The organism is Desulfosoma sp. (genome assembly GCA_037481875.1).
In the GTDB taxonomy this organism is placed as follows: Bacteria; Desulfobacterota; Syntrophobacteria; order Syntrophobacterales; family DSM-9756; genus Desulfosoma.
The window spans coordinates 108,288-125,671 of sequence record JBBFKY010000010.1; the positions used below are offsets into that span (position 1 = coordinate 108,288).

A 17,384-nucleotide genomic window follows, 5' to 3' on the forward strand; every position below is an offset into this window, starting at 1 on the left:
TGCGCCCCGTTTTTTGAGCTTTTTTTTTCGAAGAATGCTAAAGAAGAACAAGATACGGAGGGTCTCAGCCCGAATCGGGCGATGCTGAGAAAAACGGAAGGATCGAGGTGACATCGCATGGCGGTCAAGTTTCGAGATTACTACGAAATCCTCGGGGTTTCTCGAACGGCGGGTCAGGAAGAGATTCAAAGAGCCTATCGAAAATTGGCACGCAAATACCATCCGGATGTGAACAAAGAGCCGGGCGCCGAGGAGAAGTTCAAGGAAATCAACGAAGCCTACGAGGTGCTCAAGGACCCTGAAAAACGTGCCAAGTATGACCAGTTGGGAAGCCACTGGCGTGCCGGCCAGGATTTTCGACCGCCTCCAGGATGGGATGTGCATTTCGATTTCGGAGGCGGTCCCGGACAACAGGAATTTTTCTGGTCAGGAAGCGGGGATTTCAGTGACTTTTTTGAAATGCTTTTTGGAGGGCAAGGCTTTCGCCGAGCTCAAACCTCGGGGCGGACACGTTCGGGTGCCACATGGCGGCAGCCGGGAGCGGACCGTCATGCCACACTGCGCATCAGCCTGGAAGATGCTTTCCATGGAGCGACCAAGACCATCTCTTTACAGGCGATGAGCACCGCCATTAACGGGATGGTCCGGCCTGAGGTCAAGAATTTGGAGGTCAAGATCCCCAAGGGGATCTTGCCGGGCCAAAAGATTCGTTTGGCTGGTCAAGGTCATGAGGGAGTGGGCGGAGGATCTGCGGGGGATCTCTATCTTGAAGTGGAGATTGAACCCCATCCCGTCTACCGCCTGGAAGGCCGGGATCTTTATATGGATCTTCCCGTATCCCCATGGGAAGCGGCCTTGGGAGCTGAAGTTCCCGTGCGCACCTTGGGCGGTACTTACTCCCTCAAGGTTCCCCCTGGATCCCAGTCGGGACAAAAATTAAGGCTGCGAGGACAAGGCATGCCTAATCCAAAGGGAGCGGCGGGGGATCTGTACGCCGTGTTGAAGATCATGGTTCCGAAGCGCCTGACTCGAGAAGAAAAGACCTTGTTTGAAAAGCTTCGGGAAGTTTCCACCTTTGACCCTCGATCCTGAGCCGTCGGAAGGATTTTCCCTTTGTATCGGCAACATTCAACTTGGAGGAAGCAAAACTCCTTGGAGCGCCGTCACAGAAAGCACAAGGAGGTTGTGTGAAGTTGGATTTTCCCGGTCGAGGCTGTCAGAGAACTCAATAGACCTATGGAAGCAACGCCATTTCGATTGCTTAGCGCTGCCTCATCAGTCGAAACCGGCGTTTTCGGAAAAGATCCCGCAAGCGCCGACGTCCCGCTTGCACAAATGTTGGGCCCGCGACTTGCACCTCCAATAGGGGCGAGGCGGTGTCTCGCCTCCACTTTGAAAAGGCATGAAAGACCTTGGTAGTGCGAGTTCTAGGACGGGCTTCCAGGTAAAAGGAGCGGGTTCAGGCTTGTAGGGGGGAGGAGGCGTCTCGCGCTCCTTAAAAATGGCGTTCGAGGCAACGGTCATTGTGCGTTTTCGAAGAATCCCTGGTTGACCTTAGAGAAGAGACTCCCTGGCTGAAACCGGCCGCAGAGATCAAGGCTTTTCAGCAATGAGGGGTGGGTTCGAAGAAAGAAAGAGCGTTCAAGCATTTTCGAAAAAGATTGTCCGCCAGGAAACGAGGAGGCTGGCGTCATGGTGGAAAGACGCTACGGCATTGTGCGTAGGACCGCTTTTTGTGAATCCCGTCTTCTTGGATTGACCTTGTCCGAGTTAGCGTCCTTATGTGGCGTGCATCCGGATCTTATCGTGCGTTTTGTAAGACTGGGTCTTCTGGATCCCCTGGAAGAAACAGCGGGAATTCCAAGTCTTTTTGAACGCTCGGCCGTTCATGTCGTGCACAAAATTTTGAGGTTACGTCGGGATCTTGGCATCAACTACGTGGGTATCGGCGTGGTGTTGGAATTGATGCGCCGCATCGAAACACTGGAATCTCGTGTGCGGGAATTGGAAAGAGAAGTCCTCGGCCTTATTTCAGAACGGCCGTGAACATAAAATTGACGGAGGAACAATCATGGATCTCAATAAATTCACCATAAAGTCACAGGAAGCTTTGCAATCCGCTCAGGCTAAGGCTGTCAAGTACGGCCATGTGGAAGTGGATGGAGAACACCTTCTGGCGGCCCTCCTGGAACAGCCTGAAGGATTGGTTTCTCGACTTCTGAAAAGGATGGACATTCCGCTGTCTGCGGTCCAGGAAGATTTGGTTCAGGCTTTGGAAAAGAAACCGCGTGTGAGCGGTCCCGGGGCGGAACCCGGCAAGGTTTACATTACACAGCGATTGAACAAACTCTTGGTCAAGGCGGAAGAAGAGGCTCGGCACCTCAAGGATGAATATGTTTCCGTCGAGCACCTGCTACTGGCTTTTGTGGAAGAAGGTCCCTCGACCCCTGCGGGACGCATTCTGCAAAAACACGGGGTCACACGAGATGCCGTGTTGAAAGCCCTGACGACGGTTCGAGGGCACCAGCGCGTGACATCAGCGGCTCCGGAATCCACCTATGAAGCACTGCAAAAATACGGTCGAGACCTGGTGCAGGAAGCCCGAAGCGGGAAATTGGATCCTGTTATCGGTCGAGACAGTGAGATTCGGCGTGTCATTCGCATCCTCAGTCGAAAAACCAAGAACAATCCCGTGCTCATCGGGGAACCCGGTGTTGGGAAAACGGCCATCGTGGAAGGGCTGGCTCACCGAATCGTGCGAGGCGATGTTCCGGAAGGACTCAAAGACAAAACCATTTACGCTCTAGACTTGGGGGCGTTGGTGGCCGGAGCCAAGTATCGCGGGGAGTTTGAAGAACGTCTCAAGGCCGTGCTTCAAGAAATCAAGGAATCCGAAGGCCGCATTTTGCTTTTTATCGACGAACTGCATAACATTGTCGGGGCCGGTAAGGCGGAAGGTGCCATGGATGCCGGCAATATGCTTAAACCCATGCTGGCTCGCGGGGAACTTCACTGCATCGGCGCCACCACCCTGGATGAATACCGCAAGTACATCGAAAAGGATGCCGCCTTGGAACGTCGTTTTCAGCCGGTGCTGGTGGATCAACCGTCCGTGGAAGACACTATTTCCATTCTTCGAGGTCTCAAGGAACGTTTTGAAGTTCATCACGGTGTAAAAATTCAGGACAGTGCTCTGGTAGCTGCAGCTGTGTTGTCCAACCGTTACATTTCCGACAGGTTTCTTCCCGACAAGGCCATTGACCTGGTGGATGAAGCCTGTGCCATGATTCGAACGGAAATCGATTCCATGCCGGCGGAACTGGATGAAGTGACTCGACGCGTGATGCAGCTGGAAATCGAGGAGGCCGCTCTGAAAAAGGAAAGGGACAAGGCCAGCCAGGAACGCCTGGAAAACCTTCGCAAGGAATTGTCTGAATTGCGGGAAAAAGCCAATGCCATGAGGGCTCAGTGGGAGGCGGAAAAGGAAGCCATCAAGAGAGTCCAGGCGCTTCGAGAAGAAATCGAAAAGGTACGGCATCAGATTGAAATCGCCGAGCGACAGTACGATCTGAATCGAGCGGCGGAATTGAAACATGGTCGCTTGCCTGAATTGGAACGGCAGCTCAGGGCCGAAGAGGAGCGTTTGAGCGCCCAACAAGGCGGCAACCGGCTCCTGCGAGAAGAAGTGACAGAAGAAGAGATTGCGGAGATTGTTTCCCGCTGGACAGGAATTCCGGTCACGCGCCTGGTGGAAGGAGAAAGGGAAAAGCTGCTGAAACTGGACGAGATCCTTCACCGCAGAGTGGTTGGTCAGGATGAAGCGGTGCAGCTGGTGGCCGATGCGGTTCTTCGAGCCCGTTCCGGGATCAAGGACCCTCGACGTCCCATCGGATCCTTTATTTTTCTGGGTCCTACTGGTGTGGGCAAAACCGAATTGGCCAAGACTTTGGCGGAAGCCCTCTTCGATTCCGAAGACAATCTGGTACGCATCGACATGAGTGAATACATGGAAAAGCATACGGTGTCCCGCCTCATCGGAGCGCCTCCGGGCTATGTGGGTTATGAAGAGGGAGGCCAATTGACGGAAGCTGTGCGCCGCAAGCCCTACAGCGTGATCCTTTTCGACGAAATCGAAAAGGCGCACCACGATGTCTTCAACGTGCTTCTCCAGATCCTCGACGATGGTCGTCTCACGGACGCTCAAGGCCGCACGGTGGATTTCAAGAACACGGTTATCATTATGACCAGCAATATCGGATCCCAATATCTTTTGGATGGTGTAACCGAGTATGGAGAAATTAGAGAACACGCTCGTGAAAAAGTGATGGCGGACCTAAGACGCCACTTCCGGCCTGAGTTCTTGAACCGTGTGGATGATATCGTTCTTTTTAAGCCCCTGACCTTGGAAGAGGTGAAAAAGATCGTGAGTCTGCTCACTCGGGATTTAGAGCGACGCCTTAAAGATCGTCGCATTCGTTTGGAAATGAGCGAAGAGGCTCGTGAATGGCTGGCGCGTACCGGATACGATCCGGTCTACGGTGCTCGACCGCTCAAAAGGCTTCTACAGAGGGAACTGGAAACCCGAATCGGTCGAGCTCTTATCGCCGGGGATATTCTGGAAGGGGCAACAATTCACGTGGGTGTTAAAGACGGTCGTTTAGCCGTCTCCCATGTGAATCCGATGAATGCCGACGCCGCTTAAGCACTTTTGGCGGCTGTCGGTCCATCGCCAGGGATGAAATCTTTCATGAAGAGGATTTCATCCCGTGCTCCTTAAAAAAGTGAGCCTAGAGAAGACTTGGCCTATGTCGAAGGGGGCGCGGCATGAAAGATCTTTCTTTGCCTTTGAACGCAACGTACTTTGCACAACAGTATCAACGATGGAAAGCTAATCCTCAGAGTGTCCCCGAAGACTGGCAGTGGTTTTTTGAAGGTTTTGATCTGGGCATAGCTTCAAGAATCGAAGTGCCTGAAGAAAGCCGGCTCGATGTCGAGGACATCCTGCGTCAGGTTCACGTGGCGGAATTGATTCGGCGATATCGAGAATTGGGGCACCTTCTCTCCTGCCTAGACCCTCTGGAACCATGCCCCCTGGAACATCCTCTTCTGACCCTGGAAGCATGCGGGTTGGATTCGGCGGATCTGGACCGGGTTTTTTTGACGCCTGACATCCCCTTTTGGGCCAAGGCTCCCTTACGGGACGTGCTGGCCTTGCTAAAGGAAACCTATTGCGGGTCGGTGGGCGCGGAATTCATGCACCTTCTGGATCCTGAAGAGCGGCACTGGTTGCAGGAACGTATGGAATCCACCCGCAATCATCCTTCTTTTTCCGTGGAAGATCGGTTACGCATCTTGGAAAAACTGTGGCAGGCCAATCGATTCGAGCAGTTTTTGCACAAGACGTATCTTGGGCAAAAAAGGTTCTCTTTGGAAGGGGCTGAGACGGTGGTTGCCATGCTGGACAGCTTGATTCCCTACGCGGCCGCTCAAGGCTGTGACACCTTGGTTTTGGGCATGGCACATCGAGGCCGCCTGAACGTGCAGGTGAATGTTTTGGGGAAAACCGCTGCCGCCGTTTTTTCCGAATTTGAAGAAAGCTGCGACACGGAATCGGAAACCGGCAGCGGAGATGTCAAGTATCACAAGGGCTTTATGGGTTGGGTCAATCTTTCTGAAGACGGCCGAAAAAAAGTGCGGACCCTGCTCTTGCCCAACCCCAGCCACCTGGAATCCGTGGACCCTGTGGTGGAAGGCTTAGCAAGGGCTTTGCAAGATCTGCACGGAGAAGATGGAAGGAAAAAGGTTTTGCCGGTGCTTATCCATGGAGACGCCGCTTTCGCCGGCCAGGGTGTGGTCTATGAAACCCTGAATCTTTCACAGCTTGCCGGGTATTGCACGGGAGGCACCCTTCATCTGGTGATCAACAACCAGATCGGCTTTACCACTGTTCCCCAGGAAGCCCGATCCACCCGCTATGCCACCGATGTGGCCAAGATGCTGCCGGCTCCCATCTTTCACGTGCACGGGGAAGATCCGGAAGCGGCCGTCCATGTCATGCATTTGGCCTGCGACTACCGTTACCGATATGGCAAAGACGTGATCATCGACGTGGTGTGCTATCGCCGCTACGGGCATAACGAAGGAGATGAACCGTATTATACGCAGCCGACCATGGTGGAAAGAATTCGAAAACGTCCTCCGGTCAATGAACTTTACGCGGCACGATTGCAAAACGATGGTGTTCTTTCGGCTGAGGAACTTCAGGCCTTAGAAAAAAAGACTCTGGAAAACTTGGAAAATGCTCTCAAAGAAGCTCGAAGTGCCGGCTGTGTTCTAGCTCAGGATTTTAGACTAGAGGCATGGGAGGAAGGAGAAAAAACCCCAAAGAATCCCGAAACCGTAGAAACCGCCGTTTCCGCGGAAAGACTTCTGAGCATTGTTCGGGCTGCACATACATACCCTTCTGGGTTTCATGTTAATCCGAAATTGGAAAAAATCCTTGAAAAGCGCCGTGAAAAGGTGGAAACGGGAAAGGATCTGGATTGGTCCACCGGAGAGCTGCTTGCCCTGGGATCCCTGCTTTTGGAAGGCTATCCCGTGCGCCTTAGCGGCCAAGACAGTGGGCGAGGCACCTTCAGTCATCGCCATGCCGTCTTGTATGATGTTGAGACGGAAGAGACCTTTGTGCCCCTTAACCACTTGTCGCCGACGCAGGCACCCTTTGTGGTCGTCAACAGCAGTCTGTCCGAATACGCCGTTTTGGGGTTTGAGTACGGTTATTCCTTGCGTGATCCGTCCACACTGGTTTTGTGGGAGGCTCAGTTCGGGGATTTTGCCAATAACGCCCAAAGCGTCATCGACCAATATATCAGCGCCGCTCAGGCCAAATGGAAATTAACCAGCGGCCTTGTGATGCTTCTTCCTCACGGCTATGAAGGCATGGGGCCGGAACATTCCAGCGCTCGGTTGGAACGCTACCTGCAACTATGCGCCGAAGACAACCTACGGGTCTGTCAGCCGACCACCCCGGCACAGTTCTTTCACCTGCTTCGCCGCCAGGCCCTGGATTCCCAAAAAAAACCTTTGGTGATCATGACCCCCAAAAGCCTGCTGCGTCACCCCAAGGCCGTATCCGATTTGGAGGCTTTTGTGCGAGGACGGTTTGCATCGGTTTTGGACGATCCACAAGCGACGTCTTCGGCCGCCTACGGCCTTTTGTGCACGGGCAAGATTTACTATGAGCTGGCGGAATATCGAGAAAAGTTGGGCCTAGATGACTTTGTGCTCGTGCGTCTGGAAGAGATTTACCCTTTTCCTGAAAACGCGTTGGATTCTCTGTTTGGAGCCTACGGTTCGGTGCGACGTTGGACATGGGTACAGGAGGAACCTCAAAACATGGGGGCCTGGACTTTTGTGTGCCCGCGACTGCAAAGGTTGCTGGGAGACAAACCCATGTATGTGGGACGGCCGGCTTCGGCGAGTCCCGCCACGGGGTTTCATCGTCGCCACAAGGAAGAACAGGAAATCCTCGTGGCCAAAGCGTTTCAACATCCATGAACTGTGATCGTGGAGTGGATCATGCCTCGTGATATTGTCATTCCGGCTGTGGGGGAATCCGTCCGAGAAGCCGTCTTGGCTGAATGGTTCGTCAAAACGGGAGAAAAGGTGAGCCGAGGCACCGTACTTTTTGTCCTGGAAACAGACAAAGTGACCCTGGAAGTGCCCGCAGAAACGGACGGTGTCGTTGAGATTTTGGTACCTGCGGGCCAAACGGTAACCGTAGGAACCGTGGTGGGTCGCCTCCTTGAAGAAGGTGAAGCGATAAAGCCTTCGCCCAAGCCAAAGCCGCCATCTGCTTCTGTGACTCCATCGATGACGGAATCCCTACCTCTCCAGGTTTCGGCTCCTTTTCCTGAACCTCCACCAACAGCAGCGATTCTTTCCCGTGAACCGATAAGTCCAAAAGCTTTCACAAGAGTTGAAACGGTTTCCCCACAAGAAAGAGCAACATTTTCTTCACCTTCCGTCGATGTCTTTCCATCTGCAGCTCGATTGGCATCCGAAATGGGGGTGGATCTGACTCAAGTGCCGGGCACGGGTCCGGAAGGTAAAATCACTAAAGGGGACGTGCTTCTGTTTCTGGAGTCTCAGGGACGTTCTGTGCCGGCCTTTACAGCGCCCAGCATGGCATCACCTGTTTCGAAGACGGCACCAGGGACGATGCCCGCAGCGGAAGCTGTGGTTCCGTCGGCTGCCGAGGCTGGACGGGAACCTGCAAGCCTCGGTGTTCCAGGAAAAATCCAGGAAGAAACACGTAAGCCCTTGAGCCCAATTCGAAAGCGCATTGCGGAAAGGCTTGTGCATGCCAAGCAGTCCACAGCCATGCTCACCACCTTCAATGAAGTGGACATGAGCCGTGTTGTGGAATTTAGGCGCCGCTTCAAAGAAGCCTTCAAGAAGAAATACGGGGTGTCTTTGGGATTCATGAGCTTTTTCGTCAAGGCTTGTGTTCAGGCGCTTCAGGAAATTCCCGAAGTCAATGCGTTCATTGACGGTCAAGACATTGTCTATCATGCCCATGTGCACATGGGGATCGCTGTGGGCGCGGAACGCGGCTTGGTGGTGCCGGTGATCAAGTATGCGGACCTTTTGAGTTTTGCTGAAATTGAAAAGGCCATCGACACATTTGTCCAAAAAATTCAGGCGAATCGGCTGCAGTTGAGCGATCTGGAAGGGGGTACCTTTACCATCAGCAACGGTGGCATTTATGGATCCTTGCTGAGCACGCCCATTTTGAATCCGCCTCAGAGCGCCATTTTGGGATTGCACAAGATTGAAGATCGCCCCATCGCTGTGGATGGCCAGGTGGTGATTCGGCCTATGATGTATATGGCCTTGAGCTATGATCATTGCATTATTGACGGGCGGGAAGCCGTGACCTTTCTCAGAAGGGTCAAGGAAGTCATCGAGGATCCTGAGCGCTTGCTCGTGGGTATCTAAAGGCGCCAATGCGTTGTGAGGGACAATGGGATGACGGCGGAAAACCGATTTGACCTCTGTGTCATTGGTTCGGGACCCGGGGGCTATGTGGCGTGCGTGCGAGCGGCCCAGTTGGGGATGAAGACCGTGTGTGTGGAAAAAGACAACCGTTTGGGCGGGGTCTGTTTGAACGTAGGTTGCATTCCCAGCAAGGCTCTGCTGGATTCCAGCGAATTTTACGACATGGCCCGTCGAAGCTTTTCTGAACACGGTATTCGATGCCAAGGGCTGGATCTGGATCTCGCGGCCATGATGGCAAGAAAAGACAAGGTCGTGAGCGAACTCACAGAAAATGTGCGCAAGCTCTTGGAACGCCATCATGTGACGGTGATGCACGGCACAGGACGACTGACAGAGCCAGGACGGGTCGCTGTAGATCTGCAGGATTCCCAAGGTGAGACGGTGCTTCTGGAGGCTAAGAGGGTGCTGCTGGCCACAGGTAGCGAACCCGTCCAGATCCCCCATATCGCCTTTGATGGAGAAAGGATTGTTTCTTCCACAGAGGCTTTGGCCTTTTCAAAGGTGCCGGATCGTTTGGGGATTGTGGGTGGAGGCTACATCGGTTTGGAATTGGGATCCGTCTGGCAGCGTTTGGGATCGGAAGTCACCGTCATAGAAATGCTTCCACGCATTGCGGCCCTTCTGGATGCCCAGGTGTCTCGAGCCTTGGAACGCATTTTGCGCCGGCGTGGTTTTCGATTTTTCTTGGAAAGCCGAGTGGTGGAAGTTTCAAGGGAGCGCGATGAAGTGGTTGTCCGCGTGCAAACCAAGGATGGCGAAGAACGATTGGTTTTTGACCGTCTTTTGGTCGCTGTCGGACGTCGGCCGCGCATTCAAGGCTTGGGATTGGAAAATGTGGGCGTGGCCACCCACTCTAAAACAGGTCATATTCTGGTGAATACCCGTTATGAAACCAGTGTGCCAGGGATCTACGCCATCGGAGATGTGATTGCAGGTCCCGCCCTGGCTCATAAGGCGTCTGCGGAAGCCATCGCCTGCGTGGAAAGCATGGCCGGCATGGAAAGTGAGGTGAACTACGACGCCATCCCCGCCATCATCTACACATGGCCGGAAGTGGCCATGGTCGGCAAGACCGAAGAAGAATTGCGCGCCTTAAATGTTCCTTACTGTGTGGGAACGTATCCTTTTGCTGGGGCGGGGCGTGCCCGATGCATGGGGGAAACTGAAGGATTTGTGAAAATCCTGTCCCATGCGGGATCCGGACGCCTTTTAGGCGTTCACATCATCGGTCCCAGGGCGTCGGACATGATCGCCGAAGGTGTGTTGGCCATGGAATGCGTCGCCACGGCAGCTGGTGTAGCCCGTATCATGCACGGTCATCCCACCTTTGCTGAAGCTTTGCAGGAAGCCGCTAGAGTGGCGACGGCTTGCGCCATCTATGGCAAGGACTGATCCTGAAGAAAAGTTACGGCGCGCTTTTCCGACCACACAGCGAGACGTCCCACAAAGTCGCCAAATCCCACATGACTTCCGTAGCTCGGGGTTTCCAGGAAGAGATAGGGATTCCTATAGGCTTCTCGATAGGGAAAGCATGTCGTGCTGAGGAATGGATCATCCAGAGCATTGACCAGAAGGGTTGGGATGGTGATCTGTTCCAAAAAAGGAAGGCAGGACGCTCGTGCATAATAATCCCGGGCGTCTTGAAAGCCGTGCAAAGGGGCTGTGTAGAGATGGTCAAAGTCTTCCAGCGTTCGAATACGGGAACATTCCTGGGGATGGAGCCGGTCCGGAAACAACGCGGCTTTGGCTTGAATCTTTTTGCAAAGCATTTTCAGGAAACGTTTCAGGTAAAAACGATTTTGAGGTTCTGAAATCTTTCGGGCCGAACCTGCGAGATCGCATGGAACAGAAAATGTTACGGCGGCGCGAATGAAAGGCGGGAGTTTTAAACCTTGTTCACCCAGGTATTTGAGAATCAAGTTGCCTCCAAGACTAAACCCCACTAAGGAAACGGCGTCATAGCGGTCTGATCTCGCCATGTGCTCCACAATCGTTTCGAGATCTTCCGTCATACCACTATGATAAAACCAAGGCTTTCGGTTGGGTTCTCCGCTGCATCCACGGAGATTGACGGCGCAGGCGTCCCAACCCGCCTCCTGAACGGCTCGAACCATACCCAAAACATAAGGGCGGCGGGAATGTCCTTCCAGCCCGTGCACAATCACCGCAACGCGCCGAAATCCTCGGCAAGACCAATCCAGATCGATGAAATCTCCGTCCGGAGTGTTCAGGCGTTCCCGTCGATAGGTGACTCCACGTACAAAGCGTAAACCGTTGACCACAATCATCTGCACATGAGGGTTTCGAAAAAACCGAGGCGCCGCATAGGAGCAAGGTTGCACCATAAATTCTTCCTTGTGAGCAGGCCAAGTCATTTTGCATCAAACAAGCCGTTTCCATACACCATAAGCCTTGGAAAACTCAAGAAACAGAGGCGTTTTGCCCTAAAGACGCGGAGGCTTCTCTTGACTTTCACCTAAAATTCACTCTAGGATAAAGCGTCAAAGCAGGTTTCAAGGAAAAGGAGAAAGCCCATGCAGCTGACACCGGCACAGAAAAGGGTCCACGACTTTTTGCAGACCTATATGGCTATACATGGTCATGCCCCATCCTATGAAGAAATTCGTAAGCATTTAGGGTTTCGGTCTTTAAACGCAGTCTATAAGCACGTGAAGCAGTTGGAAGAACGCGGTGTGGTGCGAAGTTTGGGCAAAAACCGTAAGCGCGCTTTGGAACTCGTGGAACTGAGGAGCGGGGGAAAGACCATTCCCTTTTTGGGCATTGTGGCCGCGGGCACGCCCATTGAAGCCGTAGAGGTCCCGGAAACTGTGGATGTGCCGGAAAGCCTGTTGGCGGGAGGGGAACATTTCGCGCTAAAGGTTCGAGGCCATTCCATGATTGAGGAGGGCATTCGAGAAGGGGATATTCTTATCGTCAAAAAGCAGCCTACCGCCGAAAACGGCCAAACGGTTGTGGCCCTGGTCCATGGAGAAGCTACGGTCAAGAGGTTTTTCCTGCAAGGTTCCCTCGTGGAATTGCGTCCGGCCAACAGTGCCATGGCTTCCATGGTGGTTCCCGCCGATGTTGTGGAAATTCTCGGCGTGGTGGTGGGGTTGGTGCGGCATTATCGACATCGATTGGGCTTGTGAAGCACTTTGTCCCCGGCAAGATGTCATCAAAGGTGCACGATGCACCAAAGAGGACGCACTCAACGGGGACTTGAGAACTTGCCGTCCTTCCGAGATCTCAGGATTTTGAAAGAATTACGACTGTGGGCATGCTCTTTGCCTTGTTCAAAGGGGAAAAGGTCATACTCTTGAGGAAAGGAGGACGAGTGATGCCGGCACGAGACGGAACAGGACCCTGGGGTGCAGGACCCATGACAGGGAGAGGTTTGGGTTGGTGTGCTGCGCCTAGAGGAGTGGGACGACGAACCTACGGCGGTTGTTTTGGCTTAGGACGAGGCTGGTGGGGCCGCGGTCCAGGGCGCGGATGGGGTTGGCGGCGAGGTTTTTGGCCAGGCGACTATGGACCGGGAGGGGGCTGGGCGGTTCCCAGGTCATGGAGCCGTGAGGAACAGCTTCAGTGGCTCAAAAACTATACAGCCAACCTCGAAAACGCCTTGGAGGAGGCACGAAGGCAAATCGAGGAACTGGAAAAAAAAGAAGCCTAAAAAACCGGCCTGAAACCACAAAAACCGATGCATCGAATTCCATTCAAAGGAGGGGCAAGGCGCGCCTTGCCCCTCTGTGCTATCCGATAAACTTTAGTAAGCTCATAAACGAGACCACGAGCGTAAACCCAATGCCCATTGTCCATTGGAGCTGCGTGAAACGCTTGTCCATGGCCTCGAAGCGTTTATCAACAGCTTCAAAGCGGGTATGCATTTCCCGCTGCAATGCTTCAAAGCGTTTGTCCATGGCCTCGAAGCGTTTATCAACGGCCTCAAAGCGCGCGTTCATTTCCCGCAGCATCGCCTCGAAGCGTTTGTCAACGGCTTCAAAGCGGGTATGCATTTCCTGCTGCAACGCTTCAAAGCGTTTGTCCATGGCCTCAAAACGCGCGTTCATTTCCCGCTGCAGTGTTTCAAAGCGTTTGTCCATGGCCTCGAAGCGTTTATCAACAGCTTCAAAGCGGGTATGCATTTCCCGCTGCAACGCTTCAAAGCGTTTGTCCATGGTCTCAAAGCGCGCGTTCATTTCTCGCAGCATCGCCTCGAAGCGTTTGTCCATGGTCTCAAAGCGCGCGTGCATTTCCCGCAGCATCGCCTCAAAGCGTATGTCCATGGCCTCAAAGCGCTTTTCCACGGCGCTAAACTGGGACATCTGTAATTCTCGAAGCGCTTTGAGCTCTTCTTCCACGCGCACGATACGCTCCATAAGCGACAGCTCTCGCGCTTTCAGTTCGTTTTCCTGCACAAAGGCAGCCAGCTGTTGTGCGACAAGCGCTCTGAGTTGGTCGCGCACCAGCGTTTCGATGAAGGCTTTGACTTGTTCGGTATCGATCATCAAGACTTCTTCGGGCATCGGGGCGCCTCCTGAAAATTTGTTGGAATGCTACCATGACCGTGGGCGCAGAGGCAAGCAGCACGACACTCACGTCCTGGGCGCAGCTTTTTTTGGCTGACGGAAACGGAGCCATTCAGAGGTGGCATTTATGCTAATGACGTCTCGCCCAATCCTCAAGGATCGTGGGCGAGAACAAAATCCCCCTCAAGAACACACTATTCCTCTGCAACCAAAAGGGCCGTGAAAATCGGGTCGCTTCAAGGAAGGGAAATTGACACTAGATCTGCCTAAAGCATGGGTCGCATCAGGAAGCCGTATCTTTTTTCTTCCCTGAGCCTCCGCAGCCGGGGCAGACGGCATTGGCGTAGTCCACGCAGCACGCTCCAGGCGTGATGATGGGTTCCAGACTGCACACCAGTCCTGTGCCGCAGCATTGAGGGCACACCTCGGGTGCTTTGACTGCCCCGCTGTCGGGATGGACGGTTTGACGAATTCTTTCATGATCCATCACGAAATCCTCCAAGATTTCGAAGACCCTTTGGTGTCTGAAGACTTTTCAAAGCCAGAATGGCACGATAATAAAGCTTCGACAAGCAGGGTCATTTCAAACAGTCCAGATCTTTCAGATCAAGGTCGGATCAAGGAACCTTTCTCATGCGGCCACCCAAAGTCCTTTTTGTGGAAGATGATGCCTCCTTGCGCCTTACCCAAAGCCTTTATTTGGAACAGGAAGGCTTTGCCGTGGTGCCGGCTTCCAGCCGTTCTGAGGCGCGCCGAGCTCTTTGCGAAGAAGCCTTTGATGCCGTGGTGACGGACCTGCGTTTGGGTGGAGGTAGCGGCCTTGAGGTGCTAGCCGATGTTCAGGAAATACGGCCTGACGCCGAAACGGTGGTCATCACCGGATATGGTTCTGTGGAAAGCGCTGTGGAAGCTATGAAGCGCGGCGCCTACGACTATCTCACCAAACCCGTGGATCCGGAATTCTTGGTCAGAACCCTAAAAAAAGCCTTGGAACGCCGTAGATTGCGCCGGCAGCTTGATCATCTAAAAGATCGTTTTACAGAAGAGGCGGGATTAGACCGTATCGTGGCGGAAAGCGCCGCGATGCGAGCGGTCATGGAACGCCTGGACGATGTGGCGGCAAGCGACGCGCCGGTTTTAATCGAAGGGGAAAGTGGCACCGGAAAAGAGCTTATGGCCAAATGGATTCATCATCGCAGCCGCCGATCTTCGGGACCTTTTGTGGGGATCAACTGTGGCGCGGTACCAGAGACATTGCTGGAGACCGAATTATTCGGCCATGTGCGAGGCGCTTTTACGGGAGCGCACCAGGCAAAGAAAGGGCTGTTTGAAGCGGCCGACGGAGGGACCCTGTTCCTGGACGAAGTGGGAGAAATTTCCCCGGCTTTTCAGGTGAAACTCTTGCGCACCCTTCAGGAAGGAACCATTCGCCGTGTGGGTTCCGTCAAAGAAACCCCTGTGGATGTTCGCCTCATTGCCGCCAGCAACCAAAATCTGGCAAAGCTTGTCCATCAGGGTCGTTTTCGTCCGGACCTCTATTATCGTATTCATGTGGTACCCATTGTGCTTCCGCCTTTGCGGGAACGTCCGGAAGATATTCTTCCCTTAGCCCATACGATTCTGGAACGTCTAAGCCGGCGCATGGGCAGAAAAATTCCGCAGTTAACGCCAGCAGCATGCCGGCGACTTCTCCAATATTCCTGGCCCGGAAACGTGCGCGAACTGGAAAACACGCTGGAACGTGTCCTCATTTTTTCTCGCTCCCAAATAATCGATGCCGATGCTTTGCAGCTGGAATCCTTGGAAAAACTGTCCCAAAGCCATTCTTGTTTTCCAAAAGGGCCGTCATGTGGATTGCCTTCGGAAACTTCATACTTCAAATCCCTAGGGTCTGAACCGCTTTTCAAGTCGGAAGACGCGGAACCGTCTGTCCATGACCAGGAACGGCTCGATCTGACGCTGGAAGAAGTGGAACGACGTCATATCCTCTCGGTGTTGGCTCGATGCGGCCATAACAAGAGGAAAGCCGCAGCGGTTCTGGGCATCGGAACCAACACCCTTTGGAGAAAGCTGAAAAAATACGGTTATGAAAAACCTCAAGCGTGAGCGCCTCTTCCTGGACAAAACAAGCCTTTTGGCCGTGCTTGACAGCATGGAAGACCGCATCTACGTGGTCGATCGCGATTACCGCATTCGATACATGAACTGGTCCTTACGAAGAGATATGGGCGACGGAGAAGGTGCTCTGTGCCACGAATTCTTCGGGCATGACCGAGCCGTGTGCGATGAATGCCAGCATGGCATGAGTTCTTTTGAGCCGGAACGGCGCCGGGAATGGGTTTCTCCCATCGATGGGCGAGTCTACGAAGTGTCAGTTTCGCCTCTTCACGGACCCGACGGCACCATCTTTCGACTCCATATCATGCGTGACATTTCCCAGCGCAAAACCCTGGAAGCCGCTCTGCACGAACAAGCGCGTACTCTGGAAGCCAAGGTAAAGGAGCAGGCGGGGATTTTGTTTCGTCAGGAACGCCTTTCGCTTCTAGGAGAAATTGCAGCCGGGTTGGCTCATGAACTGCGCACTCCCTTGGGAGCAATTCTCACCGCCGTAAAACTCCTGGAAAAAGACCCAGTCAGTGCAGCTCAAAAGGCCATGATCTTAGGTCTCATTCGAAAGGAAACGGAACGGCTGGAGAGAAAGCTTTCAGAATTTTTGAGATACGCTCGAGGCCGCCTTCCGGAAAAACGCCCGACCTCCGTGCAGGCTCTTTTGGAAGATGTTCGAGAAGTGCTTAACACTGACACCGCTCTACGCGGAAGGGTACATATCGGCATTCAAATGGCCCCCGATACAGACCCTTTTCCTCTGGATGCGGACCTTATCAAGGAGGTTCTCCTCAACCTGGGCCAAAACGCTCTCCAAGCCCTCGGCGGTCAAGGGGAACTACACCTGGAAGCCAGAAGGATTCCCGAAGGTTTGGAGATCCTGGTTCGCGACAACGGCCCAGGGATTCCTTCTGCCGATATTCCCCATCTGTTCAAACCTTTTTTTTCACGCCGATCTTCCGGAACCGGGCTGGGCCTGGCGGTGTGCAAAGATATTCTCGAAGCTCACGGAGGCCGCATCACAGTCTCCAGTCTTCCTCAGGTCCAAACCACCTTCCGTATCGTCCTTCCCAACGATCCGTCCCCGAAAACATGATCCGCCTATCGGAAATTCCATGAGTTCCATTGTGGAATGCTCATGTTCCACAATGGAATCCCTTTATACTGTCTGAACGGTTCCTTCCATGAGGCCGAAAGCTTGACCGAAAACGGGTTTTTTCCTTGGAAGCGCGGGTGGTTCGCTCGCACAAACGAAAGAGCGAAGGTCCGCACGTCCAGGGAAAGGGCTTCCGTTTCAGGCTTGTAGGGGCGAGGCGGCGCTTCGCCCCGACAAAATGGCATTCCACAAAGTGGCATTCCACGCAGCGGTTTTTCTTGTTGTCGAACACCCTCCCTCGTTCGTCAGTTTTCGCCAAGGAACGCGGACGTGAGGCCGTGTGCATCTTCGCTCATTTGCATACATTTTATAAAGCGCCTGTGTTCAAGAACCTTGTCTTTATAACTGGCATGAAGTTTGTTTCTTGGAAAGATGAACGATCTTGGCGAAGCACCGGGGTTGCCGAAACGTTCCATTTTGGAAATAAGCCAGCTATTTCAACGTATGTTATTTGAGAGCCGTTTGACGGAGGATGAAGATGGCCGAAGAGAAGGAAAAGAAGGCGAAGACTTACAATTTTCGTGAGTTTTCCA

Annotated in this window: 13 protein-coding genes; 10 read left to right on the forward strand and 3 right to left on the reverse strand. The window is 53.5% G+C overall.

Annotated elements, in window-relative coordinates; genetic code table 11:
• Positions 1-117: 117 nt before the first annotated feature.
• The 6 genes from WHS46_12720 to lpdA all read left to right on the forward strand — a co-directional run bounded on the left by WHS46_12720 (position 118) and on the right by lpdA (position 10,452).
• Positions 118-1,092, forward strand: a complete 975-nt coding sequence (locus WHS46_12720) for a DnaJ C-terminal domain-containing protein (protein MEJ5349539.1) — start codon at positions 118-120, stop codon at positions 1,090-1,092.
• Between the two features lie 600 nt (positions 1,093-1,692).
• Positions 1,693-2,046, forward strand: coding sequence for a chaperone modulator CbpM (locus WHS46_12725; GenBank protein ID MEJ5349540.1), 354 nt, complete (start codon positions 1,693-1,695; stop codon positions 2,044-2,046).
• Positions 2,047-2,071: 25 nt separating this feature from the next.
• On the forward strand, positions 2,072-4,702 hold the full coding sequence (gene clpB, locus WHS46_12730) for an ATP-dependent chaperone ClpB (GenBank protein ID MEJ5349541.1): 2,631 nt from the start codon (positions 2,072-2,074) through the stop codon (positions 4,700-4,702).
• 122 nt (positions 4,703-4,824) lie between these two features.
• Positions 4,825-7,557 (forward strand): 2-oxoglutarate dehydrogenase E1 component, encoded by a 2,733-nt coding sequence (locus tag WHS46_12735; GenBank protein ID MEJ5349542.1) that lies wholly within the window; start codon positions 4,825-4,827, stop codon positions 7,555-7,557.
• Positions 7,558-7,578: 21 nt separating this feature from the next.
• Positions 7,579-9,000 carry a 2-oxoglutarate dehydrogenase complex dihydrolipoyllysine-residue succinyltransferase gene (gene odhB, locus WHS46_12740; protein ID MEJ5349543.1) on the forward strand — a complete coding sequence of 474 codons (1,422 nt, stop codon included), beginning with the start codon at positions 7,579-7,581 and terminating at the stop codon, positions 8,998-9,000.
• A 30-nt stretch (positions 9,001-9,030) separates the two neighbouring features.
• Positions 9,031-10,452, forward strand: a complete 1,422-nt coding sequence (gene lpdA, locus WHS46_12745) for a dihydrolipoyl dehydrogenase (GenBank protein ID MEJ5349544.1) — start codon at positions 9,031-9,033, stop codon at positions 10,450-10,452.
• Here the strand turns inward: lpdA and WHS46_12750 are convergent.
• Positions 10,437-11,405, reverse strand: coding sequence for an alpha/beta fold hydrolase (locus WHS46_12750; GenBank protein ID MEJ5349545.1), 969 nt, complete (start codon positions 11,403-11,405; stop codon positions 10,437-10,439). The genes lpdA and WHS46_12750 overlap by 16 nt on opposite strands.
• 189 nt (positions 11,406-11,594) lie before the next feature.
• Here WHS46_12750 and lexA point away from each other — a divergent pair, with 189 nt between their 5' ends.
• Together lexA and WHS46_12760 are read left to right on the forward strand one after the other, a co-directional pair.
• Positions 11,595-12,209, forward strand: a complete 615-nt coding sequence (lexA, locus tag WHS46_12755; protein ID MEJ5349546.1) for a transcriptional repressor LexA — start codon at positions 11,595-11,597, stop codon at positions 12,207-12,209.
• Between the two features lie 188 nt (positions 12,210-12,397).
• Positions 12,398-12,733 (forward strand): DUF5320 domain-containing protein, encoded by a 336-nt coding sequence (locus WHS46_12760; protein ID MEJ5349547.1) that lies wholly within the window; start codon positions 12,398-12,400, stop codon positions 12,731-12,733.
• A gap of 79 nt (positions 12,734-12,812) precedes the next feature.
• Here the strand turns inward: WHS46_12760 and WHS46_12765 are convergent, their stop codons facing one another.
• Positions 12,813-13,586 carry a hypothetical protein gene (locus tag WHS46_12765; GenBank protein ID MEJ5349548.1) on the reverse strand — a complete coding sequence of 258 codons (774 nt, stop codon included), beginning with the start codon at positions 13,584-13,586 and terminating at the stop codon, positions 12,813-12,815.
• A gap of 286 nt (positions 13,587-13,872) precedes the next feature.
• A complete protein-coding gene (locus tag WHS46_12770) occupies positions 13,873-14,076 on the reverse strand; it encodes a hypothetical protein (GenBank protein MEJ5349549.1) in 204 nt (67 codons plus the stop codon).
• Between the two features lie 146 nt (positions 14,077-14,222).
• Here WHS46_12770 and WHS46_12775 point away from each other — a divergent pair, with 146 nt between their 5' ends.
• On the forward strand, positions 14,223-15,695 hold the full coding sequence (locus WHS46_12775) for a sigma-54 dependent transcriptional regulator (GenBank protein ID MEJ5349550.1): 1,473 nt from the start codon (positions 14,223-14,225) through the stop codon (positions 15,693-15,695).
• Entirely contained in the window at positions 15,676-16,791 is a 1,116-nt protein-coding gene (locus WHS46_12780) for an ATP-binding protein (protein ID MEJ5349551.1), read from the forward strand. The genes WHS46_12775 and WHS46_12780 overlap by 20 nt, the downstream gene beginning before the upstream one ends.
• Positions 16,792-17,384 lie beyond the last annotated feature (593 nt).